The 13,825-nt window shown below is 62.7% G+C and carries 15 protein-coding genes; 5 read left to right on the top strand and 10 right to left on the bottom strand.

What is annotated here, in order from left to right:
• Positions 1-60: 60 nt before the first annotated feature.
• From SynA1562_RS10065 to grrP, 9 genes are all read right to left on the bottom strand, one after another.
• Positions 61-339, bottom strand: coding sequence for a YlxR family protein (locus SynA1562_RS10065; protein ID WP_186493755.1), 279 nt, complete (start codon positions 337-339; stop codon positions 61-63).
• A complete protein-coding gene (nusA, locus tag SynA1562_RS10060) occupies positions 336-1,781 on the bottom strand; it encodes a transcription termination factor NusA (protein ID WP_186493754.1) in 1,446 nt (481 codons plus the stop codon). Before nusA ends, SynA1562_RS10065 begins: the two co-directional genes overlap by 4 nt.
• Positions 1,782-1,836: 55 nt before the next feature.
• Positions 1,837-2,304 carry a ribosome maturation factor RimP gene (gene rimP / locus SynA1562_RS10055; RefSeq protein WP_186493753.1) on the bottom strand — a complete coding sequence of 156 codons (468 nt, stop codon included), beginning with the start codon at positions 2,302-2,304 and terminating at the stop codon, positions 1,837-1,839.
• A 110-nt stretch (positions 2,305-2,414) separates the two neighbouring features.
• Positions 2,415-2,672, bottom strand: a complete 258-nt coding sequence (locus tag SynA1562_RS10050) for a hypothetical protein (protein ID WP_255445641.1) — start codon at positions 2,670-2,672, stop codon at positions 2,415-2,417.
• 57 nt (positions 2,673-2,729) lie between these two features.
• Positions 2,730-3,191, bottom strand: coding sequence for a hypothetical protein (locus SynA1562_RS10045; protein ID WP_255445640.1), 462 nt, complete (start codon positions 3,189-3,191; stop codon positions 2,730-2,732).
• Positions 3,192-3,202: 11 nt separating this feature from the next.
• Complete coding sequence (grrM, locus tag SynA1562_RS10040; RefSeq protein ID WP_186495399.1) at positions 3,203-4,390, bottom strand: cyclophane-forming radical SAM/SPASM peptide maturase GrrM/OscB; 1,188 nt, start codon at positions 4,388-4,390, stop codon at positions 3,203-3,205.
• Complete coding sequence (gene grrA, locus SynA1562_RS10035) at positions 4,387-4,788, bottom strand: GrrA/OscA1 family cyclophane-containing rSAM-modified RiPP (RefSeq protein WP_186493751.1); 402 nt, start codon at positions 4,786-4,788, stop codon at positions 4,387-4,389. Before grrA ends, grrM begins: the two co-directional genes overlap by 4 nt.
• A 40-nt stretch (positions 4,789-4,828) precedes the next feature.
• The gene (locus SynA1562_RS10030; protein WP_186493750.1) at positions 4,829-4,993 is read right to left on the bottom strand and encodes a hypothetical protein; all 165 of its coding nucleotides are present in this window, start codon (positions 4,991-4,993) and stop codon (positions 4,829-4,831) included.
• Positions 4,971-5,585 carry an extracellular substrate binding-like orphan protein GrrP gene (grrP, locus tag SynA1562_RS10025; protein ID WP_186493749.1) on the bottom strand — a complete coding sequence of 205 codons (615 nt, stop codon included), beginning with the start codon at positions 5,583-5,585 and terminating at the stop codon, positions 4,971-4,973. The genes SynA1562_RS10030 and grrP overlap by 23 nt, the downstream gene beginning before the upstream one ends.
• A gap of 272 nt (positions 5,586-5,857) precedes the next feature.
• On the opposite strand from grrP, the gene SynA1562_RS10020 reads away from it, so the two are divergent.
• Both SynA1562_RS10020 and rpiA read left to right on the top strand, forming a co-directional pair.
• A complete protein-coding gene (locus SynA1562_RS10020; protein WP_186495398.1) occupies positions 5,858-6,922 on the top strand; it encodes a trypsin-like peptidase domain-containing protein in 1,065 nt (354 codons plus the stop codon).
• 38 nt (positions 6,923-6,960) lie between these two features.
• Positions 6,961-7,680, top strand: a complete 720-nt coding sequence (rpiA, locus tag SynA1562_RS10015) for a ribose-5-phosphate isomerase RpiA (RefSeq protein WP_186493748.1) — start codon at positions 6,961-6,963, stop codon at positions 7,678-7,680.
• On the opposite strand, the gene hisD is transcribed toward rpiA, so the two are convergent.
• On the bottom strand, positions 7,673-8,980 hold the full coding sequence (gene hisD, locus SynA1562_RS10010) for a histidinol dehydrogenase (RefSeq protein ID WP_186493747.1): 1,308 nt from the start codon (positions 8,978-8,980) through the stop codon (positions 7,673-7,675). The genes rpiA and hisD overlap by 8 nt on opposite strands.
• Positions 8,981-9,088: 108 nt before the next feature.
• Here hisD and rpsT point away from each other — a divergent pair, with 108 nt between their 5' ends.
• The 3 genes from rpsT to rpoB all read left to right on the top strand — a co-directional run bounded on the left by rpsT (position 9,089) and on the right by rpoB (position 13,807).
• Positions 9,089-9,385, top strand: coding sequence for a 30S ribosomal protein S20 (gene rpsT, locus SynA1562_RS10005; RefSeq protein ID WP_186493746.1), 297 nt, complete (start codon positions 9,089-9,091; stop codon positions 9,383-9,385).
• Positions 9,386-9,433: 48 nt separating this feature from the next.
• Positions 9,434-10,222, top strand: a complete 789-nt coding sequence (locus tag SynA1562_RS10000) for a TatD family hydrolase (protein ID WP_186493745.1) — start codon at positions 9,434-9,436, stop codon at positions 10,220-10,222.
• A gap of 291 nt (positions 10,223-10,513) precedes the next feature.
• Entirely contained in the window at positions 10,514-13,807 is a 3,294-nt protein-coding gene (gene rpoB / locus SynA1562_RS09995) for a DNA-directed RNA polymerase subunit beta (RefSeq protein ID WP_038553495.1), read from the top strand.
• Positions 13,808-13,825: the final 18 nt, after the last annotated feature.

The raw sequence follows: 13,825 nt of genomic DNA, 5'->3' as shown, positions 1-13,825 counted from the left end.
GTCTCCGATCGGTCCGGGCATGGAATGCCGCGGTGGCCACGCACAACGTGGGGCCAATGTTCAGTCTGCCTCAGCGGATTCACCAACGCTTTGGTTAAGCCGCTGTTTCAACACCGCAAGCACTGTTTCGGGCACCTGACAACGCAGGGCTTTCTGCAGGCGTTTGCGACGGGTCGCCTCCTCAAGGCAGTTCTCCTCTCGGCAGAGATAGGCCGAACGGCCCATCCCCTCATCGAGGCGAACTCCGTCCTGATGGTCGCGGATCACCCTCCAGAGTTGGCGGCGATCCAAGAGCTGGCGGCAGGCCACGCAGCGACGCAGGACGGGGCGGTCACTCACCGGACCTGCTCCTGATCGGGATCGGCATCCGCATCGGCTTCAACCGCTGCATCCGTGGCTTCGGTCTCGGACTCGGTGCCGGCTTCCACCTCAGCGGGTTGCTCGTCAGAAAACTCCTGCTCGGGCTGCTCCTCTCCGTACTCCTCCTCGTCTTCCGGCAGTGGATACAACTCCCGCAGGCGTGCATCCTCTTCCGCCCGAGCGGCCTGTTCGGCGGCCAGCCGTTCCTCGGCTTGCTGCTGGAGGGCTTCCTCTTCCTCGCGCTGGGAGATCAGCTCCGCCACCACGGCATCCTCGGCCTCTTGGTCGTACTCGGTGGAGTTCTTGATGTCGATCTTCCAGCCGGTAAGTCGGGCGGCCAGGCGCACGTTCTGGCCTTCGCGGCCGATGGCCAGGCTCAGCTGATCGGGGGGCACCAGGACATGGGCGTGCTGGCCCACGGGATCCACAAGGCGCACCATCTCCACCCGCGCGGGGCTGAGGGAATTGGCGATGTATTGGCCCGGATCCTGGGACCAGCGGATCACGTCGATTTTTTCTCCACGCAGTTCGTTCACCACCTGCTGAATCCGGGAACCGCGGGCGCCGATGCAGGCGCCGACGGGGTCCACCTCGCGTTCGATGCTGTCGACGGCCACCTTGGTGCGGGGGCCCACGGAACGGGAGGGGGGATTGGCTTCACGGGCCACGGCCACGATCCGAACGGATCCTTCCTGGATTTCGGGAACTTCGTTCTCGAATAGGTAAACCACCAGACCAGCATTGGAGCGGCTGACGAACAGCTGCGGTCCCCGGCGGGGCACTTCGCTCACCTCTTTCAGGAAGACCTTGAAGGTGGCATTGGCGCGGTAGTTGTCGTTGGGCAGCTGATCGCGCCGGGGCAGCTCCGCCTCCACTTCCGGACGGCCCAGGCCTGAGCTGACCGCCATGATCACCGACTGCCGTTCGAAGCGGATCACCCGGGCCGTCAGCACAGGATCCTCCAGATCAGCGAACTCCTCCTGGATCATGCGGCGCTGCTGATCCCGCAGCTTCTGGGCCAGCACTTGCTTGGTGGTGGCGGCGGCCATGCGACCGAAATCCTCTTTCTCCGGGGTGACATCCAGCACCACCGTGTCGCCCACCTGGGCATCATCGGCCACCTGCATCACCTCGGCGATGGCGATCTGGTGGTCTTCGCTCTCCACCTCATCAACAATGATCTTGCTGGCGAGAACCCGGTAGCCCTCCTCCTCCAGGTCGAGGCCAACGTCGAAGTTGCTGAAGTACTCCTCATCAAAGGGGTCTTCGCTGATGCCGAGATACAGGGTGCGCCGGTAGCGCTCGTACCCCTTCAGCAGGGCCTCCCGCAGGGCCGCTTCCACCACCTGCGGCGGCAGCTTCTTCTCTTCACTGATGTCGTCGATCAGGTTGCTGAGACCGGGAAGCAGGACGAGAGCCATCGCTTTGGGTTAGGGGAAATGAAGGGAGCGGTTGCAGGGGCTGTGAACGCTGGGTTCAGCTGCCTGGACTCGTGAGGCGGACACCAATCACGCAATCCCGGGCAATCCGTTTGATTCGCCCGCGAATGTTGATCTGCAGCGTGTCGGCGTCGCGTTCGAGCAAGAGGCCCTCCAGACGTTGCTCGCTGTCGTCCTTGTCGCGGTGATGCACCTCCACGGGGAACCCGCGGAAGGTCTCAAAGTCGCGATCGCTGGACAGCTGGTCGCCGATGCCGGGACTGCTGATCTCCAGAACATACGCGTCAGTGAGCAGGGTGGAGGCCTCAAGGGCATCCCCCAGCACGCCGCTGAAACCCGCGCAGTCGTCGAGGCTCACATCCGCTCCACTGCTGTGGCGGATCTGCACTTCCAGGGTCATCGGGCTCATGTGGGTGAGCAGCTGAATGCCGCAAAGGGCAAAGCCTTTGCTGGCGGCCACGTTGGTGGCCAGCGTTTCGAGATCCGGAAGCAGGGGATGAGGCAACGCGAACTGAGGGCGGACGTTGGCCCGACGTGCATTTCAGTTGTGACCGATCTCCCGCAGGGAGATGCCCGTCGGACACACCTTCAATGTACGGGACCGTCCGACCGGCGTCAGGTGTTGCCCAGATCGATGGCTGGTGCATCGGGGAAGGCGTCGCCCGGCTGCTCGCCGCCGCGCCCGTCGGAATCCTGATTGATGCAGAGGCGCCGACGCTCCGGATCGGTCACGTACTGACAGACGCGACTCCAGAGTTTGCTGCGGCTCCCCTGGGGGCCATTGCTGAACGTCACCACATCGGCAAGGCCAGGCCGGTCTTCGATCACGACCTGGCAGAGCTCACAGCGTTGTGAAGCGGAGGATTCGCTCAAGGTGAAGCTCACAAGAACCCGCGACCCTAAGCAGAGCACGCAATCCCCGTTGTTCGATCAGTGGCAGCCCTGAACGGAGATCCGGTAGCTGAATCCAGTGGCCTGTGGATCCTTGTTGGCGCCGATCCTGAAATTCACCTGGCTGATGCTTTTGCCAGGCACCTGCTGGAAGGGGCCGAACATCCGGCCGGTGCCCACGGGCGGCTGCAGTTGTTCATCGGCCACCTTGCTGTTGCTGCCATCGCTGAATTTGAGGAAGGCCTGGACCGGATAGCTGCTGGGGTCGCTGGAATCGGCGGTGAAAAACAGCTTGAAACTGCGGTAGGGCTGATCCACCACGAAATCGGTGTTCCAGTTGGTGCGGCCGATGGCTTTGCCGATCAGCCCCTTGGGACGCTCCACTTTCTTTTTCACAATCGGGTCACCGCCACCCACCGGGGGCAGAAAGTTGCAGGCCGCATTGGCCTGCAACGGCATCAGCAGCAGGCCCAGGACGGGCAGAGCAGCGAGAGATCGCATGGGAAACGAGATCAATTGGGGGTGAGGGGAGTCAGGGGAGGACCTTCTTCAAAGCGCTCCAACAGCACCTGAGTCGGGATCTGGGTACCGAAGCGGCAGGCGTTGGTTTCGCTGGAGGCCAGGGTGCCGTGTTCCCAGAACTTGTTGCTGCCGTTGCCCCCGCCACAGAGGCCGAAGTACTCGCAGCCCTTGTGGCAGGTCTCCACGCCGCTGCTCATGTCGGCCATCAGCCGACGGAACTGATCGGTGTGGGTGGACTCCACCAGCGACAGATTCTTGATGTTGCCAAGGTTGAAGCTGCCGTAGCGGTCGCTGGCCACCGAAAGCAGTTCAGGGTCGAAGGTGGAGAAATTGCCCTCCCAATCAACGCTGAGGATCGAGAACGGGCGATTCAGCTCGTTCTGAGTCATCCGTGCATTGCCTTGGATCAGGCTGATCACCTGCTCGAATTCGCGCAGCACCACGGGATAACCGTCCTGCTCGCTCAGCCGCCAGAAGGCCCGTAGGAAGTCGCGGTATTTCTCCTCCATCGCGGAGCCCTGCATCGAGGAAGTGGTGTTGATCCCCTCCTGCTCCTCAACGTTGAAGCCCACGTCGTTGATGCCGTTGTCGCGGAAGAAGCGGTACATCCGCTCCGGTTGCTCCATGGCATCGGCGGTCACCACCGAGATGCAGTGGAAGGGCACATCGTTGCGATGCAGGGCTTCAATCCCCTTCATCGCCATGGCATGGGAGCCGCGCCCATTGCGGAAGCGCCGGTGGGCGTCGTGGATGTCCTCAGGGCCATCCACACTGATGCCCACCACGATGCGGTTGCGCCGGAAGCAGTCGCACCACGCGTCATTGATCAACGTGGCGTTGGTCTGCACGTGCTGGGTGAAATCCAGCCCCTGCGCATTGAACTGATCAAGGCTGCGATACAGGATCGACGTCGCCTCGTCATACCAACTGGTGGGCAGGGTGAGCGGTTCACCGGCATGCCAAACCAGGGAAAATTCCGGCCCGGCATAGGGGCTTCCCAGAATCCGCTGCATCAACAAGGGCAGCAGATCCAGGTCAAAGACCCGCTTCTTCTGCCGGTCCGGCAGATAGCAATACGAACAATCGAGGTTGCACAGCGAGGTGGACTGCACAACCACGAGGCCGATGGGCCCGAACCGGCTGAGGTCGGGCCCGACATTGGGAGAGGAAACGATCACCAGTTGACGAATCCGCCGCCGCCGTTGCCCCAGCCGCCACCACCGTTGCGCCAACCGCCGTAGTAATTGCCATTGCCCCAGGTGTTGCGGCTATTGCCCCACTTGTTGCCGCTCTTTCCGTTGCCCCATTTGCCTTTGCCGCGGCTGTTGCCGAATTTCTTGCCCTTGCCGTTGCCCCACTTGCTCTTGGCAACAAGCTCACCTTCGATCTCAGGATCCTGAAGCAGGCTGCCCCAGTCAGTGGTCCGCACGGCTTCAATCCGAGCTTCGATGCTGTTGGCTTTGGTCTGGCCGGTCAGCTGCTCGGGAGCGATGTAGGTGGAGCTGGCTTCGGCGGTTTGGCAGAGCACGGCGCTGGAGGCCAGCAGTGCTTGAAAAGCAATAAGAGAACGCTTCATGGCTGTTGATTGATAGAGGAAAAATGCAATTAATGAGGTGTCAGATGCCCGGTGTCGCAGGGGTGTTGATTTCTGCTGTGATGCTGAGGATCAGGCCATAAAGGGAGCGGATCACGTCCTGGCTCAGGCCCACATCGCTGCCGGGGCCGATCCAACGGTTGATCATGCGGCGCGTTCCCGCATCACCATCCATGTAGGCCTGCATCATCTGGCCCAACGCGATGTTGGTGGAGGAGAGCAGTTTGCCGTTGTTTTGATTGATGATGCAGCTGATGCCGGAGCGGCCGTAGGGACGGAAGGGCAGCAGCGCCGTCTTGTCGATCCGGCTGGTTGGCGGCCAGCCACAGCGTTCCTCCCCCAAGAATCGAAACGTCGCCCGTGTAGAAGGCATCCAACGCTTCCTTGGGGATGCTGAAGAGCGTGGCGCCGGGCACCACGCTCTTCAGCACCTTGGCGGAGGCGGTGTCCTTCACCACACCGATGGTTTGGCCCTCCAGGGAGGCCGGGGTTCCATCAATAGTGGTGTCGCGGGCCATCAGCAGACGGGTGCCACCAACGCCGAAGGGAAGGCTGTAGCTCACCTGGCTGGAGCGGCCCCAGGTGAAGGCAACGCCACAGGCGATGTCGGCTCTGCCGGTGATCACGGCGCCGATGCCGTCATTCACCGACTTCGCCACCCGGTAGTCCACCTTGCGGCGCTTCGCTTGAATCCGGATCTGTTCAAGAACATCAACCCCGAGGCCTTCGTAGCCGGCATCTGTTTTTTGATACAGCGGCTTGACCTCCTCGAAGATCACCGCCTTGAGCGTTGTGCTCTCGGCAGAGGCTTGAGGGGTTAGGGCAACCGGGCCAGCTGAGCTGCCGCTGGAGCCAGAAGTGCACGCATGCGAAAACTGCGTTTGCTGATTTGCTAGCTGGGATTTTCAGAGTTGTCCGCGCATCGCAAAGGGCGTTGTGAGATTGCGATCGATTTGGACCAGGGCCCGTTTCTCGGGCTGGATCCGATAAAAAGAAGGCAATTACAGGTCTTGTGTTGCGGTACGCCCTGCGTCAACTCCTGGCCGTTCTGATGGCCGTGGCCGTCCTGGTCGGTGAAGGGGCCTCAGCGCAGGCCCTGGAGCACAGCTTTGTGGCCGATGCCGTGCAGCGGGTGGCCCCGGCGGTGGTTCGGATCGACACCGAGCGCACCGTGGAACGTCAGCCGTTTGACCCCACGCTGCTCGATCCCCTGCTGCGGGATCTGCTGGGGGATCCTCCGGCAGGTCCGGAGCGGGAGCGGGGCCAAGGCTCCGGTGTGGTGATTGATTCCAAGGGCCTTGTGCTCACCAACGCCCATGTGGTGGATCGGGTGGAGTCCGTCAGCGTCACCCTGGCCGACGGCGAACAGCGCGATGGCCAGGTGGTGGGCACCGATGCGGTGACGGATCTGGCCCTGGTGCGTCTCGAGGGGGATCAACTGCCGCCACGGGCTCCCTTGGGTGATTCGGAAGCCATGCAGGTGGGCGATTGGGCGATCGCCCTCGGCACCCCGTTCGGATTGGAACGCACGGTGACCCTGGGCATCGTCAGCAGCCTGCACCGCAACATCAACAGCCTTGGCTTCGCCGACAAACGGCTGGAACTGATTCAGACCGACGCTGCCATCAACCCCGGCAATTCCGGTGGACCGTTGGTGAACGGCGATGGCCAGGTGATTGGCATCAACACCCTGGTGCGGTCGGGCCCTGGTGCCGGCCTCGGTTTTGCCATCCCGATCAACCTGGCCCGCCGGGTGGCTGATCAGCTCCAGCAGCAGGGTGAAGTGGTGCACCCTTACATCGGTCTGCAATTGGTGGCGCTAACACCGCGCATTGCGCGCGAGCACAACAAGGACCCCAATGCCCTGGTGCAGCTGCCGGAACGCAGCGGTGCCCTGGTGCAAGCCGTGCTGCCCGATGGCCCGGCCGAAAAAGCAGGACTGCGCCGCGGCGATCTGTTGATCACGGTGGATGAGCGTGAGATTGCCGATCCTCAGGCGCTGCTCGAGGTGGTGGATGCCGCCGCCATCAATGTTCCCCTGCCCTTGAAGGTGCTGCGGTCGGGCCGCGAGCTGACCCTGTCCGTCAAACCGGAGCCCCTGCCTGGGATGGCCTGAAACCCCTTGCTACGGTCGCGCCCTAAGGACGTGACCTGATGGCTGATCTACAGACCCAAATGAAGCAGGCGGTTGCGGATGCCGCCGTGGAACAGATCAAGGACGGCATGGTGCTGGGCCTGGGATCTGGCTCCACCGCCGCCCTGATGATTCAGGGCCTGGGGGCCAAGCTCGCCAGCGGAGAACTCAAAGACATCGTCGGTGTCACCACCTCTTTCCAAGGAGAAGTGCTGGCTGCCGAGCTCAACATCCCCCTGCTCAGCCTCAACGCCGTCAGTCGGATTGATCTGGCCATCGATGGTGCCGACGAAGTCGACCCTGGCTTCCAATTGATCAAGGGTGGTGGCGCATGCCACGTGCAGGAAAAACTCGTGGCGGCACGGGCGGATCGTTTTGTGGTGGTGGTGGACTCCACCAAACTGGTGGACCGTCTCAACCTCGGTTTTCTGCTGCCGGTGGAAGTGCTGCCCGGGGCCTGGCGCCAGGTGAAGCAGCAGCTGGAAGTTCTCGGGGGCAGCGCTGAGCTGCGCATGGCCCAGCGCAAGGCCGGCCCTGTGGTCACCGATCAGGGCAACCTGGTGCTGGACGCCAAACTTGAAGGCGGCATTAGTGATCCAGTGGCCCTGGAGCAGACGATCAACAACATCCCCGGTGTGCTGGAGAACGGCCTGTTCGTCAACATCACCGATGAGGTGTTGGTCGGCGAGATCACCGATGGTGTGGCGGGTGTCCGCAGCCTGGAGAAGCGCCTCAGCTGAGGCGCCGCCGCACCGATTCAGCGTGGCTGTGCAGGCCTTCACTGGTGGCCAGCTCCTGCACAGCTGAACCCGTTGCTTCCAATGCAGCCCGGTTGAAACCGATCAGCGAGGTGTGGCGCATGAAGGTCTCAACGCTCAGGGCCCCGCTGAAGCGCGCGGCTCCACAGGTGGGCAATGTGTGGTTCGGGCCCGCCAGGTAATCCCCCACGGCTTCTGGAGACCAGGGGCCCAGGAAAATGGCTCCGGCGTTCTGAATGCGATCAGCCAGGGGCTCAGGCCGCTCCACCAGCAGCTCCAGGTGTTCGGGGGCGAAGCTGTCGCTGAGGCGGGCACAGCTTTCAAGGTCGTCGCAGACCACCACCAGCCCCCAGTCCCGCAGAGCGGCTTCGCAGATCTCCTGGCGGGGGTGATCGGCCAGCTGTTCGGCCACTGCGGCGTTGATTCCGTCGGCCAAGGCAGGGTCCGTGGTGATCAGTACCGCCGCCGCCAGGGGGTCGTGCTCCGCCTGCGCCAACAGATCCGCTGCCACCTGATCGGGCTTGGCGGAGTGGTCTGCGATCACCAGCACTTCGCTCGGTCCCGCCAGGGAATCAATGGCCACCTGGCCGTACACCGCCTGTTTTGCCAGGGTCACATAAAGATTCCCGGGGCCACTGATCACGTCCACCTTGGGAACGCTCTCGCTTCCATAGGCCATGGCGGCCACAGCCTGGGCTCCTCCAAGGCGGAACACCGTTTTCACGCCGGCCAGGTGGGCCGCTGCCAGCACCACTGGGTTCACCGCACCATCCCGTCCGGCGGGGGAACAGATCACCACGTCTTTGACGCCGGCGACCCGGGCCGGCACCGCATTCATCAGCACGGTGCTGGGGTAAGCCGCACGTCCACCGGGTACGTAGAGACCAGCACGCTCCACCGGCCGCCAGCGCCGCCCAAGTTGTTCGCCGTGGGGGCCCGTCACCGCCAGATCGGCGGGACGTTGGCGTTGGTGGAAGTCGGTGATGCGGCGGTGGGCCAGCTCAAGGGCATCCCGCAGGTTGGTCGGCAGCGACGTCCAGGCCTGTTCGAGGGCCTCGGGGGACACCGCCATCGGTTCGGGCCGGAAGCCGTCGAACCGTTTGGTGAAGTCGGCAATGGCGGCATCACCGCGGTCGCGCACCGCTGCGAGAATGGCTTCAACCCGCTCACGGGCTTCACCCTGCTGGGTTTGTGTGGTGCGGCTCGACAACCGTTTCAGCTCCGTCTGGGCCCGGTCCAGATCCCGCACGATGCGAAGGGGAGCAACGGCCGGCTGGCTCACAGACAAAGGAACAGTGGGAGAGTGCTGTCAAATTAGGACTCCACAACCCAGGGAAGTGGGGCCTGTCAAGGAGTAGGGTGCTGGATTGTTCGCAACGTTGAAGCCTCAGTGGCCAATAACAAGTCAGCCAAGAAGCGGATTGAGATTGCTGAGCGCAACCGTCTGCGCAACCGCACCTACAAGTCGTCGATGCGCACCCTGATGAAGCGCTGCTTCGCCGCCTGTGACGCCTACAGCGCCACCCCCGGTGATGAAGCCAAGGCCAGCGTGCAGACCTCCATGCGTGCCGCCTTCAGCAAGATCGACAAGGCCGTAAAAGTTGGCGTGCTGCACCGCAACAACGGCGCCAATCAGAAGTCCCGCCTCAGTGCGGCCGTGCGCAGGGTGCTCGAGCCTGCCAGCTGAGTCGGTTTCAACCGGCAGAATGGGCCGAAAGCGCGTTTCGGCCCAGCTGTGTCCCCCACCCCGACGTTGATTGACAGCCACTGTCACATCGTCTTCCGCAACTTTGACGACGACCTCGATGAGGTGGCCTCACGCTGGCGTGAGGCTGGGGTCGGTGCTCTGCTGCATGCCTGCGTCGAACCTTCCGAAATTCCGGCGATCCGCGCTTTAGCTGATCGGTTCCCGGAGATGCGCTATTCCGTCGGTGTCCATCCACTGGACACCGAGCATTGGCGGGATGACACGGTGGCTGTGCTGCGCCGGGCGGCCTTGGAGGACGATCGGGTGGTCGCCATCGGTGAACTCGGACTCGATCTCTTCCGAGATAAGAATCTCGAGGAGCAGCTTGCTGTGCTGCGCCCTCAATTGGACCTGGCAGTGGAGCTGAACCTGCCGGTGATCATTCACTGCCGGGATGCCGCTGAGCCGATGCTGGAGGAACTGCGGTCCCGCAAGGCGCAGGGCCGTTGCCCTGGAGGGGTGATGCATTGCTGGGGCGGCACCCCCGATGAAATGCACCAGTTCCTGGAACTCGGCTTTTACATCAGCTTCAGTGGCACCGTCACCTTCCCTAAGGCGGAGCCCACCCACGACTGCGCTCGTCAGGTGCCTGAGGATCGTTTCCTGGTGGAAACCGATTGCCCTTTCCTGGCCCCTGTGCCCCGCCGGGGCAAGCGCAACGAGCCGGCCTTCGTGGCCTCCGTTGCCACGCGGGTGGCTGAGCTGCGCGGCGTGGATCTCGACAGCGTGGCCTGCAGCAGCACCGCCAACGCCCGGCGTTTGTTCGGACTTCCTTAACCGGAGTTCCAAGGGTGTCGAGCCCATATGTAAGATGTTGTATTGGCCTGGCCATGCGCAGGAATCCCTCTTGTGTTTTTTGTGTGTGGTGCCTGAAGCGTCCATTTCCTTCCGGTGCACTTGTCGTCGTCAGCTGATCTGACCCGCGATTTCTGAACAGCAGCAGCGGCGCTGTCGGTTCCGTCCTGGAAACCGTCGGTGCCGCTGTCCTGTCGAATCGTCCTGTCGGGTGAGCTTTTGCCGCCAATCCAGTCCTCCCCAAGTCCCTTCGTCCTCTCTGCCGGTCCCCGCATGAGCAGCAGCGCGATTCAGGTCGCCAAGACCGCCACCTACCTCCCCGATCTGGTGGAGGTGCAGCGGGCCAGCTTTAAGTGGTTTTTGGATCAAGGCCTGATCGAGGAGCTGGAAAGCTTCTCTCCGATCACGGATTACACCGGCAAGCTGGAGCTGCACTTCATCGGTAGCGAGTACCGCCTGAAGCGCCCCCGCCACGATGTGGAAGAGGCCAAGCGCCGTGATGCGACCTTCGCGTCGCAGATGTATGTGACCTGCCGCCTGGTCAACAAGGAGACCGGTGAGATCAAGGAGCAGGAGGTCTTCATCGGCGAACTGCCTTTGATGACCGAGCGCGGCACGTTCATCATCAACGGCGCTGAGCGCGTGATCGTGAACCAGATCGTGCGCAGCCCCGGTGTCTATTTCAAGGATGAAATGGACAAGAACGGCCGTCGTACTTACAACGCCAGCGTCATCCCCAACCGGGGGGCCTGGCTGAAGTTTGAGACGGATAAGAACGACTTGCTCCACGTTCGTGTGGACAAGACCCGCAAGATCAACGCGCACGTGCTCATGCGGGCCATGGGTCTCTCCGACAACGACGTGCTCGACAAGCTGCGTCACCCCGAGTTCTACAAGAAGTCGATTGATGCCGCGAATGACGAAGGCATCAGCTCGGAAGACCAGGCGCTGCTTGAGCTTTATAAGAAGCTGCGTCCGGGTGAACCCCCCTCAGTGAGTGGTGGTCAGCAGCTGTTGCAGACCCGTTTCTTCGATCCCAAGCGTTACGACCTCGGTCGGGTCGGCCGATACAAGATCAACAAGAAGCTGCGGCTCACCATCCCCGACACGGTGCGCACCCTCACCCATGAGGACGTGCTCTCCACCCTCGATTACCTGATCAACCTGGAACTGGATGTCGGTGGCGCCAGCCTCGACGACATCGACCACCTCGGCAACCGCCGCGTGCGTTCTGTGGGTGAACTCCTGCAGAACCAGGTTCGTGTGGGTCTGAACCGCCTTGAGCGGATCATCAAGGAACGGATGACCGTCGGCGAAACCGACTCGCTGACCCCAGCCCAGTTGGTGAACCCGAAGCCCCTGGTGGCGGCGATCAAGGAGTTCTTCGGCTCCAGCCAGCTGAGCCAGTTCATGGACCAGACCAACCCTCTGGCTGAGCTCACCCACAAGCGCCGCATCTCGGCCCTTGGACCCGGCGGTCTCACCCGTGAACGTGCCGGCTTCGCCGTCCGCGATATTCACCCCTCCCACTACGGCCGTCTCTGCCCGATTGAGACGCCGGAAGGTCCCAACGCCGGTCTGATCAACTCCCTGGCCACCCACGCCCGGGTCAATGAGTACGGCTTCATCGAAACGCCATTCTGGAAGGTGGAGAACGGTGTCGTTCTCAAGGACGGCGATCCGATCTACCTGTCTGCCGACAGGGAAGACGAAGTGCGCGTTGCCCCTGGTGACGTGGCCACCGAGGACGACGGCCGGATCTCGGCGGATTTGATTCCCGTGCGTTACCGCCAGGACTTCGAGAAGGTCCCCCCTGAGCAGGTTGACTACGTCGCTCTGTCACCGGTGCAGGTGATCTCCGTGGCAACGTCCCTGATCCCCTTCCTGGAGCACGACGACGCCAACCGCGCCCTGATGGGCTCCAACATGCAGCGTCAGGCTGTGCCGCTGCTGCGTCCCGAGCGTGCCCTGGTGGGCACCGGCCTGGAAACCCAGGTGGCCCGCGACTCCGGCATGGTGCCGATCTCCCGGGTGAATGGCACCGTCACCTATGTGGATGCCAACGCCATCGTTGTTCAGGACGAGGACGGCAATGATCACACCCACTTCCTGCAGAAGTATCAGCGCTCTAACCAGGACACCTGCCTGAACCAGCGCCCGATCGTCCGCTGCGGCGACCCGGTGATCGTCGGTCAGGTTATGGCGGATGGCTCCGCCTGTGAAGGCGGTGAGATCGCCCTGGGTCAGAACGTTCTGATCGCTTACATGCCCTGGGAGGGGTACAACTACGAGGACGCGCTGCTGGTCAGCGAGCGTCTGGTCACCGACGACCTCTACACCTCGGTTCACATTGAGAAGTACGAGATCGAAGCGCGTCAGACCAAGCTCGGACCTGAGGAGATCACCCGTGAGATCCCCAACGTCGCTGAGGAAAGCCTGGGCAACCTCGACGAGATGGGTATCATCCGCGTGGGTGCTTTCGTTGAAAGCGGCGACATCCTCGTGGGCAAGGTGACACCCAAGGGTGAATCCGATCAGCCGCCGGAAGAGAAGCTGCTGCGCGCGATCTTCGGTGAGAAGGCGCGCGATGTGCGCGACAACTCCCTGCGGGTGCCCGGCACCGAGCGTGGCCGCGTTGTTGATGTGCGCATCTACACCCGTGAACAGGGTGATGAGCTGCCCCCCGGCGCCAACATGGTGGTGCGGGTTTATGTGGCCCAGCGCCGCAAGATCCAGGTCGGCGACAAAATGGCTGGCCGCCACGGCAACAAGGGCATCATCAGCCGCATCCTTCCCCGGGAGGACATGCCCTATCTGCCCGACGGCACCCCGGTCGACATCGTGCTCAACCCTCTGGGTGTGCCGAGCCGGATGAATGTGGGTCAGGTGTTCGAGCTGCTGATGGGTTGGGCGGCGTCCAACCTGGATTGCCGCGTGCGCATCGTTCCCTTCGATGAGATGCACGGTGCTGAGAAGTCCCAGCAGACCGTCGAGACCTTCCTCAAGGAAGCCGCCAAGCAGCCCGGCAAGGGTTGGGTGTACGACCCTGAGGATCCCGGCAAGCTGCAGCTGCGGGATGGCCGCACCGGTCTGCCCTTCGACCAGCCCGTGGCCGTGGGTTACTCCCACTTCCTCAAGCTGGTTCACCTGGTGGACGACAAGATTCACGCCCGTTCCACCGGTCCCTACTCCCTGGTCACCCAGCAGCCCCTGGGCGGTAAGGCACAGCAAGGTGGTCAGCGTCTGGGTGAGATGGAGGTTTGGGCCCTCGAGGCCTATGGCGCCGCTTACACCCTGCAGGAACTGCTCACGGTCAAGTCCGACGACATGCAGGGCCGCAACGAGGCCCTCAACGCCATCGTCAAGGGCAAGCCGATCCCCCGCCCGGGTACACCGGAATCCTTCAAGGTGCTGATGCGCGAGCTTCAGTCCCTGGGTCTGGACATCGCCGTCTACACCGACGAAGGCAAGGAAGTGGATCTGATGCAGGACGTGAATCCACGTCGCAGCACCCCCAGCAGGCCCACCTACGAATCCCTCGGCGTCGCGGATTACGACGAGGACTGACGGATCAACGAACGAACC

This window comes from Synechococcus sp. A15-62, from assembly GCF_014280075.1.
GTDB lineage: Bacteria > Cyanobacteriota > Cyanobacteriia > PCC-6307 > Cyanobiaceae > Parasynechococcus.
The sequence above is the reverse complement of the archived record's forward strand: the minus strand, read 5'-3'. Positions and strand labels throughout refer to the sequence as shown.

Bases quoted from the DNA above. Each gene is read 5' to 3' on its own strand.
- rpoB (WP_038553495.1), top strand. From the start codon at position 10,514: ATGAGCAGCAGCGCGATTCAGGTCGCCAAGACCGCCACCTACCTCCCC.
- nusA (WP_186493754.1), bottom strand. From the start codon at position 1,781: ATGGCTCTCGTCCTGCTTCCCGGTCTCAGCAACCTGATCGACGACATC.
- SynA1562_RS10045 (WP_255445640.1), bottom strand. From the start codon at position 3,191: ATGCGATCTCTCGCTGCTCTGCCCGTCCTGGGCCTGCTGCTGATGCCG.
- grrA (WP_186493751.1), bottom strand. From the start codon at position 4,788: ATGAAGCGTTCTCTTATTGCTTTTCAAGCACTGCTGGCCTCCAGCGCC.
- SynA1562_RS10020 (WP_186495398.1), top strand. From the start codon at position 5,858: ATGGCCGTGGCCGTCCTGGTCGGTGAAGGGGCCTCAGCGCAGGCCCTG.
- rpiA (WP_186493748.1), top strand. From the start codon at position 6,961: ATGGCTGATCTACAGACCCAAATGAAGCAGGCGGTTGCGGATGCCGCC.
- SynA1562_RS10030 (WP_186493750.1), bottom strand. From the start codon at position 4,993: ATGCAGGCCTACATGGATGGTGATGCGGGAACGCGCCGCATGATCAAC.